General features: G+C 68.7%; 17 protein-coding genes. 4 read left to right on the top strand and 13 right to left on the bottom strand.

Annotated elements, in window-relative coordinates; genetic code table 11:
• Positions 1-271 precede the first annotated feature (271 nt).
• The 4 genes from tyrS to LVY72_RS00020 all read right to left on the bottom strand — a co-directional run bounded on the left by tyrS (position 272) and on the right by LVY72_RS00020 (position 5,663).
• A complete protein-coding gene (gene tyrS, locus LVY72_RS00005; RefSeq protein ID WP_237817398.1) occupies positions 272-1,582 on the bottom strand; it encodes a tyrosine--tRNA ligase in 1,311 nt (436 codons plus the stop codon).
• 13 nt (positions 1,583-1,595) lie between these two features.
• Complete coding sequence (locus tag LVY72_RS00010) at positions 1,596-3,854, bottom strand: HelD family protein (protein WP_237817399.1); 2,259 nt, start codon at positions 3,852-3,854, stop codon at positions 1,596-1,598.
• A gap of 132 nt (positions 3,855-3,986) precedes the next feature.
• Complete coding sequence (locus LVY72_RS00015; RefSeq protein WP_237817400.1) at positions 3,987-4,634, bottom strand: DNA-3-methyladenine glycosylase; 648 nt, start codon at positions 4,632-4,634, stop codon at positions 3,987-3,989.
• 12 nt (positions 4,635-4,646) lie between these two features.
• Positions 4,647-5,663: an SRPBCC domain-containing protein gene (locus LVY72_RS00020; protein ID WP_237817401.1), complete on the bottom strand. Its 1,017-nt coding sequence runs from the start codon at positions 5,661-5,663 to the stop codon at positions 4,647-4,649.
• A gap of 162 nt (positions 5,664-5,825) precedes the next feature.
• On the opposite strand from LVY72_RS00020, the gene LVY72_RS00025 reads away from it, so the two are divergent.
• The gene (locus LVY72_RS00025; RefSeq protein ID WP_237817402.1) at positions 5,826-7,499 is read left to right on the top strand and encodes an HNH endonuclease signature motif containing protein; all 1,674 of its coding nucleotides are present in this window, start codon (positions 5,826-5,828) and stop codon (positions 7,497-7,499) included.
• 102 nt (positions 7,500-7,601) lie between these two features.
• Here the strand turns inward: LVY72_RS00025 and LVY72_RS00030 are convergent, their stop codons facing one another.
• From LVY72_RS00030 to argC, 9 genes are all read right to left on the bottom strand, one after another.
• Entirely contained in the window at positions 7,602-8,414 is an 813-nt protein-coding gene (locus tag LVY72_RS00030; RefSeq protein ID WP_237817403.1) for a DUF6544 family protein, read from the bottom strand.
• 107 nt (positions 8,415-8,521) lie between these two features.
• Positions 8,522-9,955 carry an argininosuccinate lyase gene (gene argH / locus LVY72_RS00035; RefSeq protein WP_237817404.1) on the bottom strand — a complete coding sequence of 478 codons (1,434 nt, stop codon included), beginning with the start codon at positions 9,953-9,955 and terminating at the stop codon, positions 8,522-8,524.
• On the bottom strand, positions 9,956-11,164 hold the full coding sequence (locus tag LVY72_RS00040) for an argininosuccinate synthase (protein ID WP_237817405.1): 1,209 nt from the start codon (positions 11,162-11,164) through the stop codon (positions 9,956-9,958).
• A 42-nt stretch (positions 11,165-11,206) separates the two neighbouring features.
• Positions 11,207-11,722 (bottom strand): arginine repressor, encoded by a 516-nt coding sequence (locus LVY72_RS00045; RefSeq protein ID WP_237817406.1) that lies wholly within the window; start codon positions 11,720-11,722, stop codon positions 11,207-11,209.
• A gap of 35 nt (positions 11,723-11,757) precedes the next feature.
• Positions 11,758-12,732, bottom strand: a complete 975-nt coding sequence (argF, locus tag LVY72_RS00050; protein ID WP_237817407.1) for an ornithine carbamoyltransferase — start codon at positions 12,730-12,732, stop codon at positions 11,758-11,760.
• Positions 12,729-14,075 carry an acetylornithine transaminase gene (locus LVY72_RS00055; RefSeq protein ID WP_237817408.1) on the bottom strand — a complete coding sequence of 449 codons (1,347 nt, stop codon included), beginning with the start codon at positions 14,073-14,075 and terminating at the stop codon, positions 12,729-12,731. The genes argF and LVY72_RS00055 overlap by 4 nt, the downstream gene beginning before the upstream one ends.
• Positions 14,072-14,983, bottom strand: a complete 912-nt coding sequence (argB, locus tag LVY72_RS00060) for an acetylglutamate kinase (RefSeq protein ID WP_237817409.1) — start codon at positions 14,981-14,983, stop codon at positions 14,072-14,074. The genes LVY72_RS00055 and argB overlap by 4 nt, the downstream gene beginning before the upstream one ends.
• Before the next feature lie 10 nt (positions 14,984-14,993).
• Positions 14,994-16,145, bottom strand: a complete 1,152-nt coding sequence (gene argJ, locus LVY72_RS00065) for a bifunctional glutamate N-acetyltransferase/amino-acid acetyltransferase ArgJ (RefSeq protein WP_237817410.1) — start codon at positions 16,143-16,145, stop codon at positions 14,994-14,996.
• The gene (argC, locus tag LVY72_RS00070) at positions 16,142-17,185 is read right to left on the bottom strand and encodes an N-acetyl-gamma-glutamyl-phosphate reductase (protein ID WP_237817411.1); all 1,044 of its coding nucleotides are present in this window, start codon (positions 17,183-17,185) and stop codon (positions 16,142-16,144) included. The genes argJ and argC overlap by 4 nt, the downstream gene beginning before the upstream one ends.
• 156 nt (positions 17,186-17,341) lie before the next feature.
• Here argC and LVY72_RS00075 point away from each other — a divergent pair, with 156 nt between their 5' ends.
• The 3 genes from LVY72_RS00075 (at position 17,342) to LVY72_RS00085 (ending at position 23,696) form a co-directional block, all read left to right on the top strand.
• Positions 17,342-18,349 carry a quinone oxidoreductase family protein gene (locus tag LVY72_RS00075; protein ID WP_237817412.1) on the top strand — a complete coding sequence of 336 codons (1,008 nt, stop codon included), beginning with the start codon at positions 17,342-17,344 and terminating at the stop codon, positions 18,347-18,349.
• Positions 18,350-18,411: 62 nt separating this feature from the next.
• On the top strand, positions 18,412-22,293 hold the full coding sequence (locus tag LVY72_RS00080) for a Pls/PosA family non-ribosomal peptide synthetase (protein WP_237817413.1): 3,882 nt from the start codon (positions 18,412-18,414) through the stop codon (positions 22,291-22,293).
• Entirely contained in the window at positions 22,293-23,696 is a 1,404-nt protein-coding gene (locus tag LVY72_RS00085) for a M1 family metallopeptidase (RefSeq protein WP_237817414.1), read from the top strand. Before LVY72_RS00080 ends, LVY72_RS00085 begins: the two co-directional genes overlap by 1 nt.
• Positions 23,697-23,792: the final 96 nt, after the last annotated feature.

A 23,792-nucleotide genomic window follows, 5' to 3' on the forward strand; every position in this document is an offset into this window, starting at 1 on the left:
CAATCCCCAAGAATTGAATTCTTCGTTTTATCCGCGCATTGCGGAAAAGCGGAAGATATTCCGTATTTTTGGAGGAAGGTCGGCCGCTCACCGCCCTCAGTACTCACTGCCGGGCGCCGGCGACTCGAAAAACAATACACCCCCCGCACCCCCCGCGCAAATCGGCGGATTTCCGGGGCCTGATCCGGCCGGCTGGCGCCAGGCAATGGCGCCTGGACAGCAACGGGCCCGGCGGGGCAGCTGCCCGCCGGGCCCGTTCGACTGGGGTTACTCAGGCAGGAACTTCAACCATGGCAAGAGTGCGCTTTCCGCGGCGCATCAGCAGGTACTTGCCGTGCAGCAGCTTCGCGGCGTCGATCACTGAGTCTGCGTCGGTGATCTTTTCATTGTTCACGTAGGCCCCGCCCTCGGCCACCGTACGCCGGGCAGCAGAATTGCTCCCGGCAAGTCCGGAAGCTACCAGCAGGTCCACGATGCCCAGCGCATTCCTGTCAGCCACGGCAGTGGGCAGTTCCGCTGTGGCCGCCACCAGCGTCGGCTCATCCAGCTGGTCCAGCTCGCCCTGGCCGAAGAGGGCAGCGGATGCGGCAATGACCTTATCGGTGGCGTCGGGGCCATGCACGATGGAGGTCACATCGTAGGCCAGTGCCCGCTGCGCCTCACGGCGCTGGGGACGTTCGGCGACAGCACGTTCGAGTTCCTCGATTTCGGTCTTGGTCTTGAAGGTGAAGACCTTCAGCCGCTCGACAACATCGGCATCCGCGGTGTTGAGCCAGAACTGGTACATCATGTACGGGCTGCACATCGACGCGTCGAGCCAGATGGCGTTGCCTTCGCTCTTGCCGAACTTCGTTCCATCCGAATTGGTGATCAGCGGGGTGCCCAGAGCGTGGACGGTCTTGCCCTCCACCTTGTGGATCAGGTCGATCCCGCTGGTCAGGTTGCCCCACTGGTCGGAGCCACCGGTCTGCAGCACGCACCCGTACCGCCGGAACAGTTCCAGGAAGTCCATGCCCTGCAGGATCTGGTAACTGAACTCGGCGTAGCTGATCCCCTCGTCGGAGTTCAGCCGGGAGGCAACGATGTCCTTCTTGACCATGGTGCCGACGCGGAAGTGCTTGCCGACGTCGCGCAGGAAGTCCAGCACGCTCATCGGCGCCGTCCAGTCCAGGTTGTTGACCATGCGGGCGGCGCTGTCGCCGTCGAAATCCAGGAAGCGCTGGATCTGGCCCTGCAGGTAGCCCACCCACTCGGCCACGGTTTCCTTGGTGTTCATGGTGCGTTCGGCTGTCGGGCGCGGATCACCCACCAGGCCAGTGGAGCCGCCGACCAGCCCCAGCGGCCGGTGGCCCGCCAGCTGGAGCCGGCGCATGGTCAGCAGCTGCACCAGATTCCCCAGATGCAGGCTGGGAGCGGTCGGGTCGAAGCCGCAGTAATACGTGATCGGTTCCCCGGCCAGCAGCTTTTCCAGCTCAGCCTCGTCGGTGGACACATGGACCAGGCCGCGCCATTTCAGCTCCTGCCAGACGTTGGCGAAGCTCGGATCGTTGCCCTGGGAAATCAGAAACGTATTAGTCGACACGCGTTCTAAATTATCAGCCTTCGATCCCTGCCGGGATATCGCCGGCCGCGATCAGGCGCAGCCGCTGCGTAGGCCTGGTCATGGCCACGTAAAGGTCCCCCACCTTGCCGCCGAGCCCATCCAGCAGCTCACCCGGCTCCAGCAGGACGACGCCGTCGAACTCCAGGCCCTTGGCTTCCTTCGGTCCGATCACGCTGATGTCCTGGCCCAGGCCGCCGGCCCCGGATCCGACCCGTTCCCCGAACCGCTGTGCTACTGCGGCACGGACCTCGGCCACCCGGTGTTCGGCGGCGATGATCGCGAGCAGGCCGCCCGCCACGGCGTCGAGTTCCTGCTGCAGCACCCGAAGCAGGTGCGGCACCTGCGCGCCGTCGTCGACCCGGTCCACGATCGGCGCCCAGCGGCCGTCCCGGACGGCCTTCGGTGCCGAGACCACCAGACCCGCTGCCACGGCCATCCGGACCGAGGCCTCGGCAATCTGGGCCGGAGTCCGGTAGTTGACCGTCAGTTCCTCCAGCCGCCAGCGGTCCTGCGCAAACGGCTCCAGCGCCTGTTGCCAGGAATGGGCGCCGGCTGCCGAACTGGTCTGGGCGATGTCCCCCACCACGGTGAAGGACTTGAGCGGGCAGCGCCGCATCAGCAGGCGCCACTGCATGGCCGAAAGCTCCTGCGCCTCGTCCACCACAATATGGCCGAAGGCCCACGTCCGGTCCGTGGCTGCCCGTTCGGCAGCCGTCAGGCGCGTTTCCCGGCTGCGGTTGTGGTCCGCCAGGTCCTCGGCACTGACCATGCCGTCGATGCCTGCTTCGCGCAGCATCTGGTCAACGTTCTTCAGGGACTGCTCGGCGTTGGCCACGTCGCGGGCGCGCTGCTGGTCCTGCTGGGCTTTGTCCCGCCCGGCGGAGGCATCGAGTTCGCCGAGGAGTTCGGCCGCCTCGTCCAGCAGCGGTACGTCGGCCTCGGTCCATGGCGCTTGCGGATCCCGCAGCAGCAGTGCGCGCTCGGCCTCGGTGAAGCCGGGAGTCGCCGCGGCCAGATGATCCGGCCTGCTCAGCAGCTCGCTGATCAGCTTCTCCGGCGTCAAGGGCATCCAACACAGGTTCAGGGCCACCCGCACATCACGCGAGGACCGCACGTCTTCGGCCAGGTAGGACCGATCCGTGGTATTGCCGGCCCCCGAGGACTGCTCAAGCGTCTCCATCAACTGTTCGGTCAGTTCGCGCAGCAGGACCTTGACGAAGGTTGCCCGGGCCTCGTTGTGCGGCTTCCCGGTGGCCCGCGCCTTGTCGCGTGCCCGGGCCACTTGGCGCGGAGTCAGCGTCAGGGTGGTTCCATCGACCTTGAGCTTGCGCGGTTCCACCAGCACCCGCTGGCGGTTGGCGACGGCGCGGGCGACGACATCGGCCATCACGGGCCTGCCCTTGACTTCGGCCACGGCCTGGTCGGTTTCGGGAACTGCGTTGATGCCCGGCATCAGCCTTCCCAGCGTCGCCATCACGACGCCGGTCTCGCCCAGCGATGGCAGCACCCTTTCGATGTAGTGCATGAAGGAGTTCGATGGGCCTACCAGCAGCACCCCGGCGGACTTGAGCCGTTCCCGGTGGGTGTAGAGCAGATAGGCGGCCCGGTGCAGGGCAACGGCGGTCTTGCCGGTGCCCGGCCCGCCCTGCACCACCAGCACCCCCGGCATCGGGGCCCGGATAATTCGGTCCTGCTCGGCCTGGATAGTGCCGACGATGTCCGACATGTGGCCCGTGCGTTTGGAATTCAAGGCTGCGAGCAGGGCGCCTTCACCCTGCAGGTGACCGGAGTCGGTCAGCATGGAGGTGTCCAGGACATCGTCTTCGATGCCCCGGACCTCCCGGCCGTTCAGGATCAGGTGCCGGCGGCGCCGCACACCCAACCGGTCGAACGCCGTCGCCTGGTAGAACGCCGCGGCCTCGGGCGCGCGCCAGTCCACCATCAGCCGCTGCATGTCGGCGGTGCTCAGGCCGATGCGGCCGATGTAGCGGGCTTCGCCGCCGTCCAGGTCCAGCCGGCCGAAGACCAGGCGGGCGTCGACGGCATTCAGCTGAGCGAGCCGGTCCTCGTACATGCTGGCGAACGCGTCCCGCTCGGACATGTTCTGCATCGAGCCCACTGCTCCCCCGCGGCGGACCTTGGCGAGCTGCTCCTGCTTCTCGGCACGCAACTCATCCAGGCGCCGGTACAGTCCGGCGACGTATCCGCGCTCGTGGTCCAGCTCGGCCTGCGCCGTGTGCGCTTCCTGCATTGTGTAGTTCCCTCCAGCAAAGGTCGACCGTCCATTCTACCGGGTTCATGACGAATCATCATCGTGTCCGCATTGCGAAGCGGTAAAGATCCGGTAAATGGTCGCCTCCGCGTGGCTGCCCAGCCGTCCGTGCTACTCGGGATCGGGCCCTTCAGCCGGTGCCCGGCCGCTGCGGACACGGGGTTTCGCCGGCCGGTAGGCCGAGACCGTCCGGTCCCCGGCGATCCAGAAGCGCCACGGATAGGCCTCGGTCCCGCCTTCCCCGCCGACTCCCACCCGCGGCCCGGACCTGACATGCTGCGCCGGGGCGTGCGGCAACTGCAGTCCCAGGGAACCATGGCGGAACCCCATGCCATCATCGGCCAGCGTGAGTCCGAGCGCCTGGGCCAGCCGGGCCGGGCCCTTGGCCAACTCGTCGTCGTTTCGGGCCGCCGGACGACGGCGCCGGGCCAGTTCCAGCCCCTCCGTCACCTCCCCGGCCCGCACCAGCACCCCGGTGGCCTGGCCCTCGTGGCCGCAGACGATATTCACGCAGTGGTGCATGCCGTAGGTGAAGTACACATAGATGTGTCCGGCCGGGCCAAACATCGTCCGGTTGCGCTTCGTCATCCCCCGGTAGGCGTGGGAACCCGGATCATGCTCGCCCAGGTAGGCCTCGACCTCGGTGATCCGCACCGCAACTTCGCCCTCCGGCGTCGTGCGGGAAAGCCTGGCGCCCAGCAGGCCCGGCGCCACCTCGACTGCCGGCCTGGCCAGCCATTTCAGCAGGGCACCATCCATTTAGCTATCCATTTAGCTGCGCTGGTCCTCAGGCGCTCCGGTGCCGACGGCCCGCCGGTAGAACCGCGTCAGGGCGTCCAACCGGTGTGCGGAAGGATGCACCTCGCCGCGCGCCAGCAGGACCGCCAGTGCATCCAGGCGGTCGTGCCACTTGGCCAGCAGCAGGTCGAGTTTGGCCGGCGAGCGCACCACGTGGTTCAGCTGCAGCAAGGTCTTGGACCCGGCACTGGACAACATCCAGTGGACCGAGCTTTCCTGGACTTCGGGGCTTGACCAGCTGTACTCCAGTGCCTGGCCGTTGAGCACGTAGGAGACGTCTCCGTCAAGCGAATAGTTCGGGAAGTCCAGCCGCATGGCGCCGCCGGCCTGCAGTTGCAGTTCCCCGGGGGCCAGCCAGCGGGCGAACTGCTCCGGTTCGGTCAGGGCGCTCCACACGGTGTCCCGGTCCGCGTCGAGGAGCCTGTCGAAATGCACCGCCGGATGGCCCGATTCCTGCCGCAGCGAACCCATCGAGGGTGAGAGCGAATACTCCCTGGAATAGGCGTCGCGCAGTGGCGTCCAGCGGTCGGTGCTGTTATCCGGATTCCGGCCGGCAGCCACGGCTTCCAGCCCTTCGAGGATGGTCTGCCACCCCGCGCTGCCCTCGGTGAGGAAATCCGTACTTTCGGTCCGGGCACGGAACTGCAGCAGCGTGCCGCCGGCGCTTTCAAGTACGCGCCATTCGATCAGGGATTCATCCCCGAGTTCATCTTCCCAGGTGATCTGCAGGCTCAGCGGCGGGTTGAATTGCAGGACCGTGCCGCTGGCGGAGCCGCCATCCATGTCCAGTTCGTAGGCGTGTCCCACCGCCCAGTCATCCAGCAGGATGCCCAGCCATTTGGCGACCTTCTCCCGCTCGGTGAGCAGGCTCCAGATAAAACTGCGCGGGTAGTCGAGCTGAAGGTCAAAGGCCAGGACATAGTCGCCGTCGACCCGTTCGATCCGCCCGGTCGGAATTACTTTGTCTGCGTCCGGCGTCAGCGTCGTCATGAATGACAAACTACCCCACGGAGCGTGGCTGCCGGTAGGTAAATTCACCGGTCACCGGTAGCCGGCCCTGGAAGAAATCAGGCTCTGGGTGTGGATGCGGCAACAGTCCGGTGCGGCCCCGTGCGGTCCAAAACTGTCGGCAGCAGGTGGTGGACTGGACCCATGACAGGGAACTGCCTTCCCGAACCGGACCCGCCGGCCGAGCCGGGCGGCGGACCTGCTGCGGGCCCGGCACCTTGGGAGCTGGAGTTCATTCTCCGCTGGGGCGATCCTGGTGCACCGATACCCGAGGACCCGATGGCAGGCTGCCCGGATCCCGGCCGGCGTCCGCAGGACTGGGAAGACCCGGATGCCTGGGACAGCGAGGCGGACTTCGATCTGGAGGACCTGTCCGACGACGTGTGGGATCCGGACGACAGCATCCCCGCCACGTGTCCGCTGGAGCAGGTGCATCTGCTGGCCACGGTGCTACCGCACCGGCTCGATTACCGGCAGGCAGCCCGGCAGTTGGAGGAAGCCCGCAAGGCCGACGCCTGGCTCCAGGCACGCATCGTACGGCTGGCACACCGGCTGGCCCAGACGGCCGTGCAAGGGCTGCCGGCCCCGTGTCCGGGTATGCCGGAGCGGGCCCGGGCCAATGCCAGTGAACTGGCCCGGAAGTCCGCAACTGCCGAACTGGCGAGACTGCTGAGCATTCCCGAGGGAACCGCCTGTGTCCGGCTGGAGCAGGCCCGGGACCTGTGCACCAGCCTGCCTGCCACTTTGGCCGCACTGGAGTCAGGGGAAATCACCGGCGAGCAGGCCGCAGTGATCGCAGACCAAGCCGCCACAATTCCGGTTTCGTCCCGCCCGGCCTTTGAAGCGGTCCTGCTGCCGGGCGCAATGAAGCTGGACCGGCCGGCGCTGCGCAAGAAAGCCCGGCGGCAGGCCGAACGGCTCAACCCGGAGCCGCCCGCCGTCCGCCGCAACCGCGCCGAGGCCGGCCGCCGGGTGGAACTGACCCCGCAATCCGATGGCATGGCCTATATTGGCGCCGTCCTGCCGGCCGAGACCGCGTACGCCATCTACGACCGGATCACCCGCGCGGCCAAGTCCCTGCAGTGCGCCGAAGAAACCCGCACCCTGGCCCAACTGCGGCCCGATGTATTCGCGGATCTGCTCATCAACGGTGGCATGGACGCGGGACCGGCCGCCGGTATCCGCGCCGAGGTCATGGTCACTGTCCCCGTCTTCACCCTGCTGGGCCTGGACGAGGAACCGGCCGAACTGGAAGGCTATGGACCTGTTCCGGCCGACGTCGCCCGCGTCCTGTGCGCGAATGCCCCGTCCTTCCACCGCGTCCTCACACATCCCGAAACCGGTGTCCGCCTCTCCTGGGGCCGAACCACCTACCGGGTGCCGCAGGACCTGGCCCGCGTCGTGCGCCACCGCCACCCGGTGTGTACCTTTGCCGGCTGCCGGCGCGGCGCCGGGACCTGCGAACTGGACCATACCGTCGCCTTCGCGGATGGCGGCGAAACCGCCTTGGACAACCTCGGCCCCGCCTGCAAACATCACCACCGGCTCAAACACATGGCCGGCTGGATGGCGGCCCAGTCACCGGGCGGAAACTTCACCTGGATCTCCCCCGCCGGCTACCCGAGCAGGACCGTACCGGATCATCTGGGCGACGGGCCGCCCCACTACCCCGAAGCAGTCCTTAAGCACTTGCCGGCGGAGCATCGTCGGCGCCTGCTCCGCGCTGCCGAGGAGCTCCGCAATCCGACGGAACCGGCACCGCCCGGGCCGCCGGAGACCGGTGCCCTGCCGGACCCGGACGCGCCCCCGCCCTTCTGACACGGTGCCCCTCTGACTGACACGCTGCCCCTCTGACACGGTCGATCTGCCTGACCCGGTTGATCCACGTGTCCTAGATGGTCCATCTGGCCCGGTGGCAGTTCAGCTGAATGTTGCCCGGGTGATCCGTGCGCGGAAGAACTCGCCTTCCTCCTGCCTGTCGGACCCCCACCACCAGCCGGCCCGGTAGACGCCTGGAAGCCGGAGTCCGGAGAAGACTGCTTCTTCCTCCACGGCCACCCCGAAGGAGTAGCGTCGGTAGCCGGTCCCCTCCGGATTCCCCCACCGCTGCATCAGTACCTCGCGCAGTTCTCCGCCGGGGCCGACGCGCAGCTGACAGTCCTCGGGCCCGTCCGCAGGCAGCCAGGTCATCACTGCAGTATCAGCATCAGAATCCGGGCCCGTGCCCGCTGACCAGCTGGCGGACAGGCAGGCGGTGGGCACGAAGATTGCTTCCCCGGCCAGCCGCCCGGCAGCGCTGCGGGTGGTGTCCTGTCCCCGTGCGGACATGGCAGGCAGCACGCCCAACAGGCGCCACCGCATCTGCCCGGCGGCAGCCGCCCCTGTTACCGGGTCTGATGCCCTATAGCGGTCGAAGCCCGACACCGGCAGGCCCCGGACCCGGGTCCGGGCCGCCCAGACGAAGCCACGGCCGGGCGCGATTATCTGGCGCGCGGTAAAGGGAAACCATTTGTCCCCAAGCCGGATCTGCCCGAGCATCTGCAGTTCTGCGGTGCCCCATAGCGGCGTGCCCGCATCAATGGCGTGGGTGAGCCACCGCCGGGCCGGCTCGGGAAGGGCGGACAGCGCCGCAGGATCGAATGCTTCAGGCCGGGCCGAAGCCGTGCCGGGGCGGCGCCCCAGCAGCGCCCAGTCGGCTGCCGCCGCGCGCGGGATACGGTGTCCTCGCTTCATCCGTGCCTCCCGAGGCTCAGGCCGGGCGGTCATGACCACCGCCACCATACCGGAACGCCTCGGGCCGGCCATCTTTCCAGATGACCGGCCCGAGCCTGTTGAATCAATCAGCGGTTGCCAGTTGCGTATCCGCGTACCGCCGCCAGCTGGTCCTTCAGCGCGGACAGCTGTCCAGCCACGGCCGAGGGTGCTGTGCCGCCCTGCGAACTGCGGCTGTTCAGCGACCCCTCAACCGTCAGCACGGAACGAACGCCCGGCGTCAGGTGCTCCGAGATTCCGGCATAGTCCGCATCGGACAGGTCCCACAGTTCCACCCCGCGGCTCTCGGCCAGCTTGACCGCTGCACCAGAGAGTTCGTGGGCTTCGCGGAAGGGGACGCCCTCGCGAACCAGCCACTCGGCGATGTCGGTGGCCAGTGCAAAACCTTGCGGGGCCAGGGATTCCAGCCGCTCGGTGTTGAAGACCAGGGTGGCGATCATCCCGGACACCGCCGGCAGCAGCAGTTCGAGGGTGTCCGCGGCGTCGAACACCGGCTCCTTATCCTCCTGCAGGTCCCGGTTGTAGGCCAGCGGCAGGCCCTTGAGCGTGGCCAGCAGCCCGGTCAGGTCACCGATCAGCCGTCCCGCCTTGCCGCGGGCCAGCTCGGCCACATCGGGGTTCTTCTTCTGCGGCATGATCGAGGATCCGGTCGAGTAGGCGTCATCCAGCGTGACAAAGGAGAATTCCTTGGTCGCCCAGAGGATGACCTCCTCGGAGATCCGGGACAAGTCCACGCCGATCATGGCACAGACCCAGGCAAACTCGGCGAACACGTCCCGCGAAGCGGTGCCGTCGATCGAATTCCAGACCGCCGAGTCGAAGCCCAGCTCTTCGGCCACGGCGACCGGGTCGAGGCCCAGCGAGGACCCGGCCAGGGCGCCGGAGCCGTACGGGGACACCGCCGCGCGCCTGTCCCAGTCCGCCAGCCGCTGCACGTCGCGCAGCAGCGCCCAGGCATGGGCCAGCAGGTGGTGGGACAGCAGCACGGGCTGGGCGTGCTGCAGGTGGGTGCGTCCGGGCATGGCCACCTGCGGATGCCGCTCTGCCTGGGCCACCAGCGCGTCCACGGCCTCCAGGACGCCGCGGGCGATGATCCGGGCATGGTCGCGCAGGAACATCCGGCCCAGCGTGGCGATCTGGTCGTTGCGGGACCGGCCGGCCCGCAGCTTGCCGCCGAGCTGGGCTCCGGCCCGCTCAATCAGCCCGCGTTCCAGCGATCCGTGCACGTCCTCGTCCGTTTCGGCTGCCGTATACGCGCCCGAGGCCACGTCGGCGTCGAGCCCGTCCAAGGCCGCCAGCATGCCGTCCAGTTCGCCGTCGTCAAGCAGGCCGGCCTTGTGCAGCACCCGGGCATGCGCCCGGGAACCGGCAATGTCGTAGCGGGCGAGCCGCCAGTCAAAATGGGTGGACTTGCTCAGCGCTGCCAGCGCGTCGGCGGGGCCGCCCGCGAACCGGCCGCCCCACAGCGCGCCCTCATTGGTTCCCGAATTCTGCTGCGACATTTACTTCGCCACCGCCACTCGCTCGTCGCGCTCGGAGGCCACCTTGGCGGCCAGACCGAAGATGTCGATGAAGCCGCGGGCGCTGGACTGGTCGAAGGCGTCGCCGGTGTCGTAGGTGGCGAGGTTGAAGTCATACAGCGAGCTGTCCGAACGCCGGCCGGTGACGGTGGCGCGGCCGCCGTGCAGCTCCATCCGGATGTCGCCGGAAACGTACTGCTGGGTGTCCTCGATGAAGGTGTCCAGCGATCGCTTGAGCGGGGAGAACCACTGGCCGTCGTAGACCAGCTCGGTCCAGCGCTGGCCGACGGTCTTCTTGAAGCGGGCCTGCTCCCGCTCGACCGTGACATTTTCAAGTTCCTTGTGCGCGGCGATCAGCGCCATGGCACCGGGTGCCTCGTAGATTTCGCGCGACTTGATGCCGACCAGGCGGTCCTCGACGATGTCGATCCGGCCGATGCCCTGGGCGCCGGCGCGGTGGTTGAGCTGCTGGATGGCCTGCAGCGGGGTCACCGGGTTTCCGTCCAGGGCCACCGGAATACCTTCTTTGAAGGTAATGACGACCTCGTCGGCCACCGGCGGGAACTCCGGGGAGGCGGTGTAGTCGTAGACGTCCTTGGTGGGGCCGTTCCAGATGTCCTCGAGGAAGCCGGTTTCCACCGCGCGTCCCCAGACATTCTGGTCGATGGAGAAAGGGTTCTTCTTGGTGGTGACGATCGGCAGGTTTTTGTCCTCCGCGTAGGCGATGGCCTTGTCACGGGTGAGGGCCAGGTCGCGGACCGGTGCGATGCACTTCAGGTCCGGGCCCAGAGTCTGGATGCCGACTTCGAAGCGGACCTGGTCGTTGCCCTTGCCGGTGCAGCCGTGGGACACGGTGGTGGCGCCGAACTGGCGGGCGGCGGCGACCAGGTGCTTGACGATCACCGGCCGGGACAGCGCGGAGACCAGCGGGTAGGCGTCCATGTACAGGGCGTTGGCCTTCAGTGCCGGCATGCAGTACTCGGCGGCGAACTCGTCGCGGGCGTCGGCAACGTAGGCTTCCACGGCTCCGCAGTCCAGCGCGCGCTGGCGGATGGTCTCCAGGGATTCACCGCCCTGTCCGACGTCGACGGCGACGGCGATGACCTCGGCGCCGGTGGCCTCGGCGATCCAGCCGATCGCCACGGAGGTGTCGAGGCCTCCGGAGTAGGCCAGAACAATGCGGTCAGTCACGTTAGGTGCTCCTAGCTAGTGATGTGGGGTGGGTTCAAGGGTTCAGCTGTTGCGCGAGGGATCGTCGGCGAACTGCAGGAATCGGGCCGCGACCTCGGTGCCGCCCTGCGGGTCCCGGGTCACCAGCAGCACCGTGTCATCGCCGGCAATGGTGCCCAGCACCGAGGGCATGACCGAGTGGTCGATGGCCAAGGCCAGGAAGTTCGCGGCCCCCGGCGGGGTCCGCAGCACCACCAGGTTGCCGGAGGCCTCGGCTGTGACCAGCAGGTCCGCGCACAGCTTGGCCAGCCGGGCATCGAGAATTTCCTGCGTGAGCCCGCTCTGCGGCGAGCGTTCCCCACCCTCGGCCGGGATCGCGTAGACCAGGGCGCCGTCCCCACTGCGGACCCGGACGGCCCCCAGCTCCACCAGGTCGCGGGATAGCGTGGCCTGGGTCACCTGCACGCCGTCGGCCGCGAGCAGGGCAGCCAGCTCCGCCTGGGAACGCACGGACTGCCCGGTCAGGATCGCGGTGATCCGGGCCTGGCGGGCCGTCTTGGTGGTGGGCATGCTGGTCATTGAAAGTCTTCCCGACAGTCTTCTCGCCGCAGCCTTCAGGATACCGACCGCAACGGGGCCAGGCCGGACTTGTCCATCAGCCAGGCCATCAGCGCCTTCTGCGCATGCAGCCGGTTCTCCGCCTCGTCCCAGACCACCGACTGCGGACCGTCGATCACCTCGGCGGAGATCTCATAGCCCCGGTAGGCGGGCAGGCAGTGCAGCACGATGGCGTCCGGCGCCGCCTGCTCCATGGCCGCGGCATCCACCGAGTAGTTGCGGAACAGCTGCTGGCGCTGGGCCTTTTCCTCTTCCTGGCCCATGGACACCCAGGTGTCCGTGGCAACGACGTCGGCACCGGCCAGGGCCGCCGCGGCGTCCGTGGTGACCAGCACCGAGCCGCCGGTTTCGGCGGCGCGTTCCTTGGCGGCGGCGACGACGGCGTCCGAGGGCAGGTAGCCTTCCGGCCCGGCAATCCTGATATTCATCCCCGCGGTGGCACAGGCGAGCAGGTACGAGTTGGCCATATTGTTGGCCGCATCGCCCAGGTAGGCCAGCGTCAGGCCGTTGAGCCCGCCCTTGTGTTCCTTGATTGTCAGCAGGTCCGCCAGCAGCTGGCACGGATGGTAGTCGTCCGAAAGCGAGTTGATCACCGGGACGCGGGAGATGGCGGCCATTTCCTCCAGGCCCGAGTGGGCGTAGGTCCGCCAGACCACGGTGGCGACCATGCGTTCGAGCACGCGGATGGTATCGGCTACCGATTCCTTGTGCCCGAGCTGGGATTCGCCGGGATTCATGATCAGCGGCACCCCGCCCAGGTCCGCGATCCCGGCGGCGAAGGAGACCCGCGTGCGGGTGGAGGTCTTGTCGAAGATGACGGCGACCGTCCGGCGTCCGGCCCCGTCCCCGGCATAAGGCTGGTACAGGTACGGGGCCTTCTTCATGTCCGCGGCGAGGTCGAGGACTTCGGCCTGCTCGGCGGGACTGAGGTCGGTATCGACCAGGAAATGGCGGATTCCGTTCTGGGTCACTTTTCCACCTTTGCTTTGGATGCTTCGGAAGATGCGGAAGATTCGGCAGCCTGCCCGGCCACCGCGATAATGCCCGGCAGCGCTTCGAGGAAGCTGGAGGCCTGACCGCGGGTCAGGATCAGCGGCGGAGCCAGCCGCAGCGTGTGCGGGCCGGGCGCGTTGATAATGAAACCGGCGTCGAGCCCGGCCTGGACTGCGGCCGGGGCGATGCCGCCCGGCATACCTGCGCCCAGGTCCTCGGCCAGGTCGAAGCCGATCAGCAGGCCCTCGCCCCGCACCTCGGCCACTCCCGCCGTCGAGGCCAGGCGCTCGCGCAGCCAGGCACCGACGTCGGACGCATTCTGCATCAGCCCGCGGGCCTCGATCGAGTGCAGCGTCGCCAGCGCGGCCGCGGTGGCCACCGGGTTGCCGCCAAACGTGGTCCCGTGCTGCCCGGCGCCGAGCAGTCCGGAAACTTCCTCGCCGAAGGTCACCAGCGCGCCGATCGGGAAGCCGCCGCCTAGGCCCTTGGCCAGGGTGATCGCGTCCGGAACGATCTGCTCGCCGCCGGCCACGGCGCCCTGGAAGGCGAACCAGTTTCCGGTACGGCCGACGCCGGACTGCACTTCGTCCAGGATGAGCAGGGCACCGGCCTCGCGGGTCACCTCGCGGGCGGCCTTCAGGTACCCCGGCGGCAGCGGCCGGACGCCGACCTCGCCCTGGATCGGTTCCAGCACGACGGCGGCAACAGTCCCGTCCACGGCAGCACGCAGTGCGTCCACGTCGCCGAACGGGATGTGCTCGACGCCGCCCGGCATTGGTTCGAACGGCTCCCGGTAGGCCTTCTTGGCGGTCAATGCGAGCGCCCCCATGGTGCGTCCGTGGAAGGCCCCCTCCAGGGCGATGATGCGCGTGCGCGGCTGCTCCGGCGTGCCGGCATTGCGCCGGGCCAGCTTGAAGGCCGCCTCGTTGGCCTCGGTACCGGAGTTGGCGAAGAACACCTTGGATCCGGCCGGCGCCTGGGCCAGTTCCAACAGCTTTTCCGCCAGGGCGATCTGGGTAGGACTGGTGAAGAAATTCGAGACATGGCCAAGCGTGGCCAGCTGGCTGGAGATGATGCTGGTCAGGAACGGATCCGCGTGGCCCAGTGCATTCACCGCGATCCCGCCGAGCAGGTCCAAGTACTCCTTGCCGTCGGCGTCCCACACGGTGCAGCCGCTGCCGCGCACCAGCACCCGCTGCGGGGTGCCGAACACGCCCATCAGCGAATGGTTGTAGCGGGCCAGCAGCTCCTGGTTGTGCAGGCCCTCCAGGTGGGCCAGCTGGGCCGCCGTGCCGATGCCGGCCTGCCGTACGTCGCTCATGCGTCATCTCCGTCCGGGACGATCTGGGTACCAATCCCTGCCGTCGTGAAAATCTCCAACAGAATCGAATGGGCCATGCGACCGTCCACGACCGCAGCGCGTTCCACTCCCCCGTCCACGGCCTTCAGGCAGGCCTCCATCTTCGGAATCATGCCGGATTCCAGCCGGGGCAGCAGCCCGCGCAGGTCCGAGGCAGTCAGCGAGGAAATCAGCGAGGACCGGTCCGGCCAGTTGGCGTAGAGTCCTTCGACGTCGGTGAGGACCACCAGGCGCGAGGCATGCAGCGCCTCGGCCACCGCTGCGGCGGCCGTGTCGGCATTGACGTTGAGTACCTGGCTGGTGGGTTCGCCGCTGTGGCCGATTTCCGGGGCGACCGTGGAGATCACCGGGATCCGTCCGGCCTCGAGCAGGTCCAGGATGGCAGAGGGGTTCACCCCCACCACCTCGCCGACCAGGCCCAGGTCCACTTCCTCGCCGTCCACCACGGTGCCGGTGCGCACGGCCTGCAGCAGGCCGCCGTCTTCCCCGGACATACCGACGGCATAGGGGCCGTGCGAGTTGATCAGGCCCACCAGTTCGCGCCCGACCTGGCCGGTGAGCACCATCCGGACTACGTCCATGGCCTCGGGGGTGGTGACGCGCAGGCCGCCCTTGAATTCGGACTCGATGCCCACTTTGGCGAGCATGGCATTGATCTGCGGACCGCCCCCGTGCACCACCACAGGCCGGATGCCCACATGGTGGAGGAAGACAATGTCTTCGGCGAAGGCCCGGCGCAGCTCGTCGTTGACCATGGCGTTGCCGCCGTACTTGACGACCATGGTGGTCCCGGCGAAGCGTTTGATCCAGGGCAGCGCCTCGATCAGCGTCGCGGCCTTGTCCTGGGCCACCAGCATTGAAGTGTTCATGGGGATCCTGTCAGCTGGAGTACGCGGAGTTTTCTTCCACATAGTCGTGGGTCAGGTCATTGGTCCAGATGGTGGCGGTCTCACCGCCGGCGTTCAGGTCGATCACCACTTCCACCTCGCGGCCGGACAGGTCCACCAGGCTGCGCGGCTCGCCGACGCCACCGTTGCGGCACACCTGGACGCCGTTCATCGACACGTTCAGCTGCCCCGGTTCGAAGGCTGCATCCGTGGTGCCGACGGCGGAGAGCACGCGGCCCCAGTTCGGGTCGTTGCCGAAGATCGCGGTCTTGAACAGGTTGGACCGGGCGACGGCCCGGCTGACGGTTTCGGCATCCGACTCGGTGGCGGCGTTCACCGTGGTGATGGCGATGTCGTGGCTGGCACCCTCGGCATCGGTGATCAGCTGCCGGGCCAGGTCCGCACAGACCTGGGTTAGCCCGGCGGTGAATTCCGCCAGGCCCGGAGCCGTCCCGGAGGCGGCCGAGGACATCAGCACCACCGTGTCGTTGGTGGACATGCAGCCGTCGGAATCGGTGCGGTCGAAGGTCACCCGGGTGGCCTCCCGCAGCGCCGAATCGAGGGCCGCCGGTTCCACCTCGGCATCCGTGGTGATGACGACCAGCATCGTGGCCAGGCCCGGAGCCAGCATGCCGGCACCCTTGGCCATGCCGCCGATGCTGTAGCCGGGGCCGGAGAATCCTGCCTGCTTGGAGACGGTGTCGGTGGTCATGATCGCGCTGGCCGCGGCCGCACCGCCGTCGCCGGCCAGCGCCGCGGCCGCGGCCTCGACACCGGGCAGGATCTTGTCCATCGGCAGCTGCTCGCCGATCAGGCCGGTGGAGCAGACCACCACGTCCCCGGCGGAGATACCCAGCACTTCGGCGGTCTTCTCCGCGGTGGCATGGGTGTTCTGGAAGCCTTCCGCACCGGTGCACGCGTTGGCCCCGCCGGAATTGAGGATGACGGCGTCCACCCGGGTGTCGCTGACCACCTGGCGGGACCACAGCACCGGGGCGGCAGCCACCCGGTTGGACGTGAAGACCGCCGCGGCCGCCTTGGCCGGCCCGTCGTTGACGACCAGCGCCATATCCGGTTTGCCGGAAGCCTTCAGGCCGGCGGTGATGCCCGCGGCACGGAAGCCTTTGGGGGTTGTGACGCTCACGGTGCTACTCCCTGGTGGGTCAGGCCCGCGGTCTCCTCGAGGCCCAGGGCAATGTTCATGGACTGGATGGCGCCGCCGGCAGTGCCTTTGGCCAGGTTGTCGATGGCGCAGCTGACGATGACCCGGCCGCTGTGCGCATCGAAAGCCAGCTGCATCACCGCATGGTTCGAGCCGAGGACGGCCTTGGTGTGCGGCCAGCGTCCCTCAGGCAGCAGGTGCACGAACGGCTCGTCCGCGTAGGCGGCGGCCCAGGCTTCGCGCAGCTCATGGGCAAGCGCGGTGGCGCTGGCGCCGGGCCGGGCCTTCGCGGTGGCGGTGGTGAGGATGCCGCGGCTCATCGGCGCCAGCGTGGGCGTGAAGGAAACCGTCACCTGCCCGCCGGCCGCCGCGCTGAGCCCCTGCTCGATCTCCGGAGTGTGCCGGTGGCCGCCGCCGACGCCGTAGGGGTTCATGCCGCCCATGACTTCCGAGCCGAGCAGGTTGACCTTGGCGGACTTGCCGGCGCCGGAGGTGCCGGAGGCGGAGACGATCACCACGTCGTCGTGTTCGAGCAGCCCGGCGGCGAAGCCCGGGGCCAGGGCCAGCAGCGAGCTGGTCGGATAGCAGCCCGGCACGGCGATGCGCCGGGCATTGCGCAGCCGCTCGCGGTGGCCGGGCAGCTCGGGCAGCCCGTACGGCCACGTGCCGGCGTGGGCCGACCCGTAGAACTTCTCCCAGGCCAGCGGGTCCTCGAGGCGGTGGTCCGCCCCGGCGTCGATCACCAAGGTGTCCTCGGGCAGCTGGGCGGCAATTTCGGCGCTCGCGCCGTGCGGCAGCGCCAGGAAGACGACATCATGGCCCGCAAGGTTCTCCACCGTCGTGTCTGACAGTTCCCGGCCGGCCAGCGAATGCAGGTGGGGCTGGAGTTCGCCCAGCAGCGACCCGGCATTGCTGTGGGCCGTGATGGCCCCGATGGTCACGTCCGGATGGCTGGCCAGCAGGCGCAGGACTTCGCCCCCGGCGTAGCCGCTGGCACCGGAAACGGCAACAGAAAAACTCATAGCAACCACCATACAGCAAAGTTATGCATTAGTCATGATATTTATGCACATCCCCTTCGGCGGGCACCCTGTGGCGCTCCAGCCGCCCGAGGGCCGCCCTAGGATGGTGTGCAGATCCCCACCAGCCTAGTAGCCAGACCGAGGAAAGGACCCTCTGTGACCGAGAATCCCGGAAACTCGCCCCGAACCGCCAAGGCCACCGCAAAAGCCATTGTGGCAGCAGCCCCCGGCGGGCCAGAAGTGCTGCAGCTGCAGGACGTGGAGATCCCCTCCCCCGGCCCGGGCCAGCTGCTGGTCAAGGTGGCCGCGGCCGGGGTGAATTTCATCGAAACCTACGAGCGCAGCGGGACCTACAAGGTGTCCTTCCCCTTCACTCCGGGCAGCGAGGCCGCCGGCACCGTGGCCGCCGTGGGCGAAGGCGTCACCGGAGTCGCAGCCGGAGACCGGGTGGCATTCTGCGAGGGTGCCGGGACCTATGGGCAGTACGCCCTGGTCCGGGCCGAGGCAGCACTGCCGGTACCCGACGGCGTCGGCTTCGAGGCCGCCGCCGCGCTCCCGCTGCAGGGCATGACGGCCCACTACCTGGTCAATTCCAGCTTCAAGGCGGGCCCGGAGCACACGGTGCTCACCCACGCCGGCGCCGGCGGCGTCGGACTGCTGCTGACCCAGCTGCTCAAGGCCAAGGGCGCCCGGGTGATCACCACGGTCTCCTCGGACGAGAAGGAGGCCCTGGCCCGGTCCGCAGGCGCCGACGAGGTGCTGCGCTACGAGGGCTTCCCCGAAAAGGTCCGGGGACTGACCAATGGCACCGGTGTGGACGTGGTGTACGACGGCGTCGGCAAGGACACGTTCGACGGCTCCCTGGCGTCGCTGCGCAAGCGCGGCATGTTGGTGCTCTTCGGCGGCGCCTCGGGCCAGGTCCCGCCGTTCGACCTGCAGCGGCTGAACGCCGGCGGCTCACTGTTCGTCACCCGGCCCAAACTGGCGGACCACCTGCTGACCCCGGAGGAACGGCAGTGGCGCTCGCGCGAAATTTTCGACGCGGTGCTGGCCGGTCGGCTGGACGTCCGGATCGGCGGCACTTATCCACTGGCCGAGGCAGCCCGGGCGCACGAGGACCTGCAGGCCCGGCGCACTACCGGCAAGGTACTGCTCGTGCCGTAACACCTGACCGGCTACGGTGGGGTGTATACCTCCTGTTAACCTTCTTGCGGCAGGCTTTTGAAGTGACTCTGCTTTTACCCCAGTTGCCAGGTTCGGCCCGCGCGCCGCACTCGCGCACGCTGCCTGAAATCATCGCCGCGAGCGCGCAGGCCTACCCGGAGGCGACGGCGCTGGATGACGGCCGGCAGGCGCTCACCTACGCCGAACTGCTCGAGGAGGTGCGGGCCAAAGGCCGCCAACTGCAGCAGGCCGGCTTCGGCGCCGGAGACAAGATCGGCATCCGCATTCCCTCCGGAACGCGCGAGCTGTACATCAGCATCCTGGCCACGCTGGAGATCGGTGCCGCCTACGTGCCGGTGGATGCCGACGACCCGGACGAACGTGCCCGGCTGGTCTTCGGCGAGGCCCAGGTGGCCGGCGTCCTCGGCGCCGGCGGGGAAATCACCGTGGCCCCGGTGCCCGGTACGGCTCCCGACCGGCGCACGGCGCTGCCGTCCGACGACGCGTGGGTAATCTTCACCTCGGGCTCTACCGGCACCCCGAAGGGCGTTGCCGTCACCCACCGCTCCGCGGCGGCCTTCGTGGACGCCGAAGCGGAACTGTTCCTGCAGCAGGAGCCGCTGGGTCCGCAGGACCGCGTGCTCGCCGGACTCTCGGTTGCCTTCGACGCCTCCTGCGAGGAAATGTGGCTGGCCTGGCGGCACGGCGCCTGCCTGGTGCCCGCGCCGCGGTCGCTGGTGCGCAGCGGCATGGACCTGGGCCCATGGCTGGTGGACAAGAGCATCACCGCCGTCTCCACCGTGCCTACCCTGGCCGCGCTGTGGCCGGCCGAGGCGTTGGAGAACGTCCGGCTGCTGATCTTCGGCGGCGAAGCCTGCCCACCCGAACTGGCCGCGCGGCTGGCCGTCCCTTCCCGCGAGGTCTGGAACACCTACGGGCCCACCGAGGCTACCGTGGTCGCCTGTGCCGCACTGATGGACGGCACCGGCCCGGTGCGGATCGGCCTGCCGCTGGACGGCTGGGACCTGGCCGTGGTGGACGCCGACGGCGTACCGGTGGCCGAAGGCGGCACCGGTGAGCTGATCATCGGCGGCGTCGGGCTGGCCCGCTACCTGGACCCGGCGAAAGACGCCGAAAAGTACGCACCAATGCCGACACTGGGCTGGGAACGCGCCTACCGCAGCGGAGACCTGGTCGTCTACGAACCCGCCGGCCTGATCTTCGCCGGGCGCGCGGACGAGCAGGTCAAACTCGGCGGACGGCGGATCGAACTGGGCGAGGTGGACGCCGCCCTGCAGGCGCTGCCGGACGTGCATGGGGCCGCGGCCGCCGTGAAGACGACGGCAGCCGGGAACCAGGTGCTGGTCGGCTACCTTGCCACCGGCGCCGAGTACGACCTGACGGCCGCCAGGGCCCGGCTCACGGAACAGTTGCCGGCACCGCTGGTGCCGCTGCTGGCTATCGTGGACACGCTGCCGACGAAGACCAGCGGCAAGGTGGACCGCGAGGCGCTGCCCTGGCCCCTGCCCGGCACCGAACCGGATGCGGGCAGCAAGCTTGAACTGGACCCCGAAACCCAGTGGATCGTGGACCAGTGGGCCGCGGTGCTGGGCACGTCGCCGGGCTCGCTGGACGCAGACTTCTTCACCCACGGCGGCGGTTCCCTGGCGGCCGCCCAACTCGTGTCGGCGCTGCGCGTGCGCTATCCGACCATCGCCGTCGCCGAAATCTACGCCCACCCGCGTGTAGGAGCACTGGTCGAGGCGGTAAGGCAGTCGGAGCCGGACGGCATTCCGGCCGCCCCGCAGGAACGCGAAGTCCGCCGGACCCAGCGCAAGACCCAGATCTTCCAGACGCTCATGGGCATTCCGCTGAACGTGCTGTCGGGCATGCGCTGGCTGACCTACCTCATGATCCTCAACAACACGCTGGTCCAGCTGGGTGTCTTCACCGGCGCACCGGTCATCTCCTGGTGGTGGGTACTGGCCAGCTGGGTGGTGTTCGTCAGCCCGCCCGGGCGGATGGCCATCGCCGTCGCCGCCGCCCGGCTGCTGCTGCGCGGCGTCGGCCCGGGCAACTACCCGCGCTCGGGCAAGGTGCACCTGCGGCTGTGGCTGGCCGAGCAGATCGCAGACATGGCCGGTGCCGTCTCCCTCGCCAGCGCTCCCTTCGTGCCCTACTATGCCCGGGCGCTGGGGGCGCGGATCGGCCGGAATGTGGACCTGCATTCGGTCCCGCCGGTGACCGGCCTGCTCACGCTGGGCAGCGGCGCCTCGATCGAACCGGAGGTGGACCTGGCCGGCTGGTGGATCGACGGGGACCGGGTGCATATCGGAACCATCGAGGTGGGTCCCGGCGCCACGGTGGGATCGCGCAGCACGCTCCTGCCCGGTGCGAGCATCGGCGCCCACGCCAGCATTGCACCGGGCTCCGCGGTCACCGGCCCGGTCAAGGCCGGGCTGCATTTCTCCGGCTCCCCGGCCCAGCGCGCCGGAAAGGCCCGGACTGGCTGGCCGGAACCGCCGGGCAATTCCAGCCCGCTCTGGAGCGTGTTCTACCCCGTGGCCTCCGGCCTGCTGGCCCTGATCCCCTACCTTTCGGCGGTGGCTGCCATCGCCGTGGCCGTCCTGGTGCTGCCGGACACCGCCAGCGGGGGCCTCTCCGCCACCTTCTGGCCGCTGCTGGCGGCCGTCCCGCTGGCCGCCGCGGTCTGGTACCTGGCCAACCTGCTGCTGATCGCCGTCGTCGTCCGGTTGCTCGGGATCGGGCTGGTTCCCGGCTACCACCGGGTCCGCAGCCGGATCGGCTGGCAGGTCTGGGCCACCGAACGGGTCCTGGACCTGGCCCGGGACCAGCTCTTCGCCACCTACGCCAGCCTGTTCACCCCGGTCTGGCTGCGCCTGCTCGGTGCCAAGGTGGGCAAGAACGTGGAAGCCTCCACGGTGCTGCTGGTGCCCAAAATGACCACCGTGGGGGAAGGCGCGTTCCTAGCCGATGACACCATGGTGGCCTCCTACGAACTGGGCGGCGGCTGGATGAAGATCGCCCCGGCCAAGGTGGGCAAACGCTCCTTCCTGGGCAATTCCGGCATGACTGCCGCCGGACGGAAGGTACCGCGGAATTCGCTGGTGGCGGTGCTGTCCGCCACCCCGGCGAAGGCCAAGGCCGGCTCGTCCTGGCTGGGCAGCCCGCCGGTGCGCCTGCGCCGGAGCGGCATCGAGTCGGACCAATCGTTGACCTACGCCCCGCCGGCCAGGCTCAAGATTGCGCGCGCCTTGTGGGAACTGTGCCGCTTCGTCCCGGTCGCCGTCACCACCGCGCTGGCGCTCTGCGTGCTGGCCCTGCTCGACTGGATCGCGCTCTCGTACGGCTACCTGCCGGCCGCCGTGGCCTCGGGGGTGGTCATGATGGCTGCCGGCGCCGCGGCCGCCGGCAGCTCGGTAGCCGCGAAGTGGCTGCTGGTCGGCCGGATCAAGGCAGGCGAGCATCCGCTCTGGAGTTCCTTCATCTGGCGCAACGAAGTGGTGGACACCTTCGTGGAAATGGTCAGCGCCCCGTGGTTCGGCCGGCTGGCTTCCGGCACCCCGGCCCTGGTCTGGTGGCTGCGCGGACTGGGCGCCAAGATCGGCCACGGCGTCTGGTGCGAGAGCTACTGGCTGCCCGAGGCGGACCTGGTCACCTTGGGCAGCGGCTCCACGGTCAACCGCGGCTGCGTGGTCCAAACCCATCTCTTCCATGACCGGATCATGAGCATTGATACCGTGGAACTGGCCGCCGGAGCGACGCTGGGCCAGAACTCGGTGATCCTCCCGGCTGCGTCCATCGACGACGGCGCCACGGTGGGCCCTGCTTCCCTGGTCATGCGCGGGGAAACAGTGCCCGCCGCCAGCTACTGGATGGGCAATCCCGTACAGCCATGGACCGCACCGAACCAGCAGGACTGATGACCGCCACACCTCCCGACAGCAACCCCGTGCCCGACCGCTACCTGCCCACCAACGGCAGCGCGGATTTCGCCGTCACCCGCTACGACCTCGAACTCGAATGCAAGCTCGCCGCCAACCGGCTGGCCGGCCACGCCCTGCTGTCCGGCCACATGGTCCGCGGCTGCGGCATACTGGAACTGGACCTGTCCGGCCTGCAGGCCTCCCGGGTCCAGGTCAACGGGCAACGGCCGCGGAGGATGGTCCAGCGCGCGGGCAAACTGATCATCACGCTGCGCGATCCGCTGCCCGCCGGGGCCGCCCTGACCATCGACGTCCGGTATGAAGGAAACCCGGCTCCAGTCAACGGGTTGTGGGGCGACGTCGGCTGGGAAGAACTCACGGACGGCGTGCTGGTGGCGGCCCAGCCCAACGGAGCTTCGTCCTGGTTCCCCTGCAACGACCATCCGAGCCAGAAGGCCAGCTACCGGATCAGCGTCAGCACGGACGCCGGGTACCGTGCCGTCGCCAATGGTGCGCTGGTCGCACACACCCGCAGGTCCAGCCGGGAAACCTGGGTCTACGAGATGAACGCCCCGATGGCCACCTACCTGGCCACGCTGCAGATCGGCCGGTACGGCCTGCATAGTCTGTTCCCCGCCCTGACCGATGGTCCGGCAGCGCCGGACCCGGGATCTTCAGGCACAGGATCATCAGGCACAGCAGAGCCGGTCCCCCAAATGGTGGCCGTCTCCGGCCAGCTCCGGCACCGGGCCGAGGCGGCCCTGGCCAGCCAGCAGCGGATGATGGAGGTCTTCGGCCGCTGCTTCGGCCTCTATCCATTCGGCCGGTACACCGTGGTGGTCACCGAGGACGAACTGGAAATCCCGCTGGAAGCCCAGTCGCTCTCCATCATCGGCCGCAACCACCTGGAACCGGGCTGGGAGAACCAGCGGCTGATCGCGCACGAGCTGGCCCATCAGTGGTTCGGCAATTCCCTGACCCTGCGGCAGTGGCGGGACATCTGGCTGCATGAGGGATTCGCCTGCTATGCCGAATGGATCTGGTCCGAGGCTTCGGGCGCCGCGACGGCTGCCAGCCGGGCCAGGATCGCCTGGCGCAAGCTGTCCTCGCAGCCCCAGGACATCGCCATCGGCGATCCCGGGGCGGCGCGGATGTTCGACGACCGGGTCTACCAGCGCGGCGCGCTGACGCTGCACGCGCTGCGCACCGCCGTCGGGGACACGGACTTCTTCCGCATCCTGCGCCGCTGGACCGCGCAGCACCGGCATGGCTCCGTGGAAACTTCGATGTTCCTGTCCCTGGTGGATGAGGAATCGGACATCCCCCGGGGACTGTCCGCCCGCGGGCTGCTCGAGCCGTGGCTGTACCGGACCGAACTGCCGGCGTTCCCCGGCAAATAGCAGCGCGTCAAGCAACAGCACATTAACGCCCGACGGCGGGGCCGCACCCTTGGTGCGGTCCCGCCGTCGCTGTTTTGGATAGTTCGCTGTTTTCGG

It is taken from the genome of Arthrobacter hankyongi (assembly GCF_022012395.1).
Lineage (GTDB): Bacteria > Actinomycetota > Actinomycetes > Actinomycetales > Micrococcaceae > Crystallibacter > Crystallibacter hankyongi.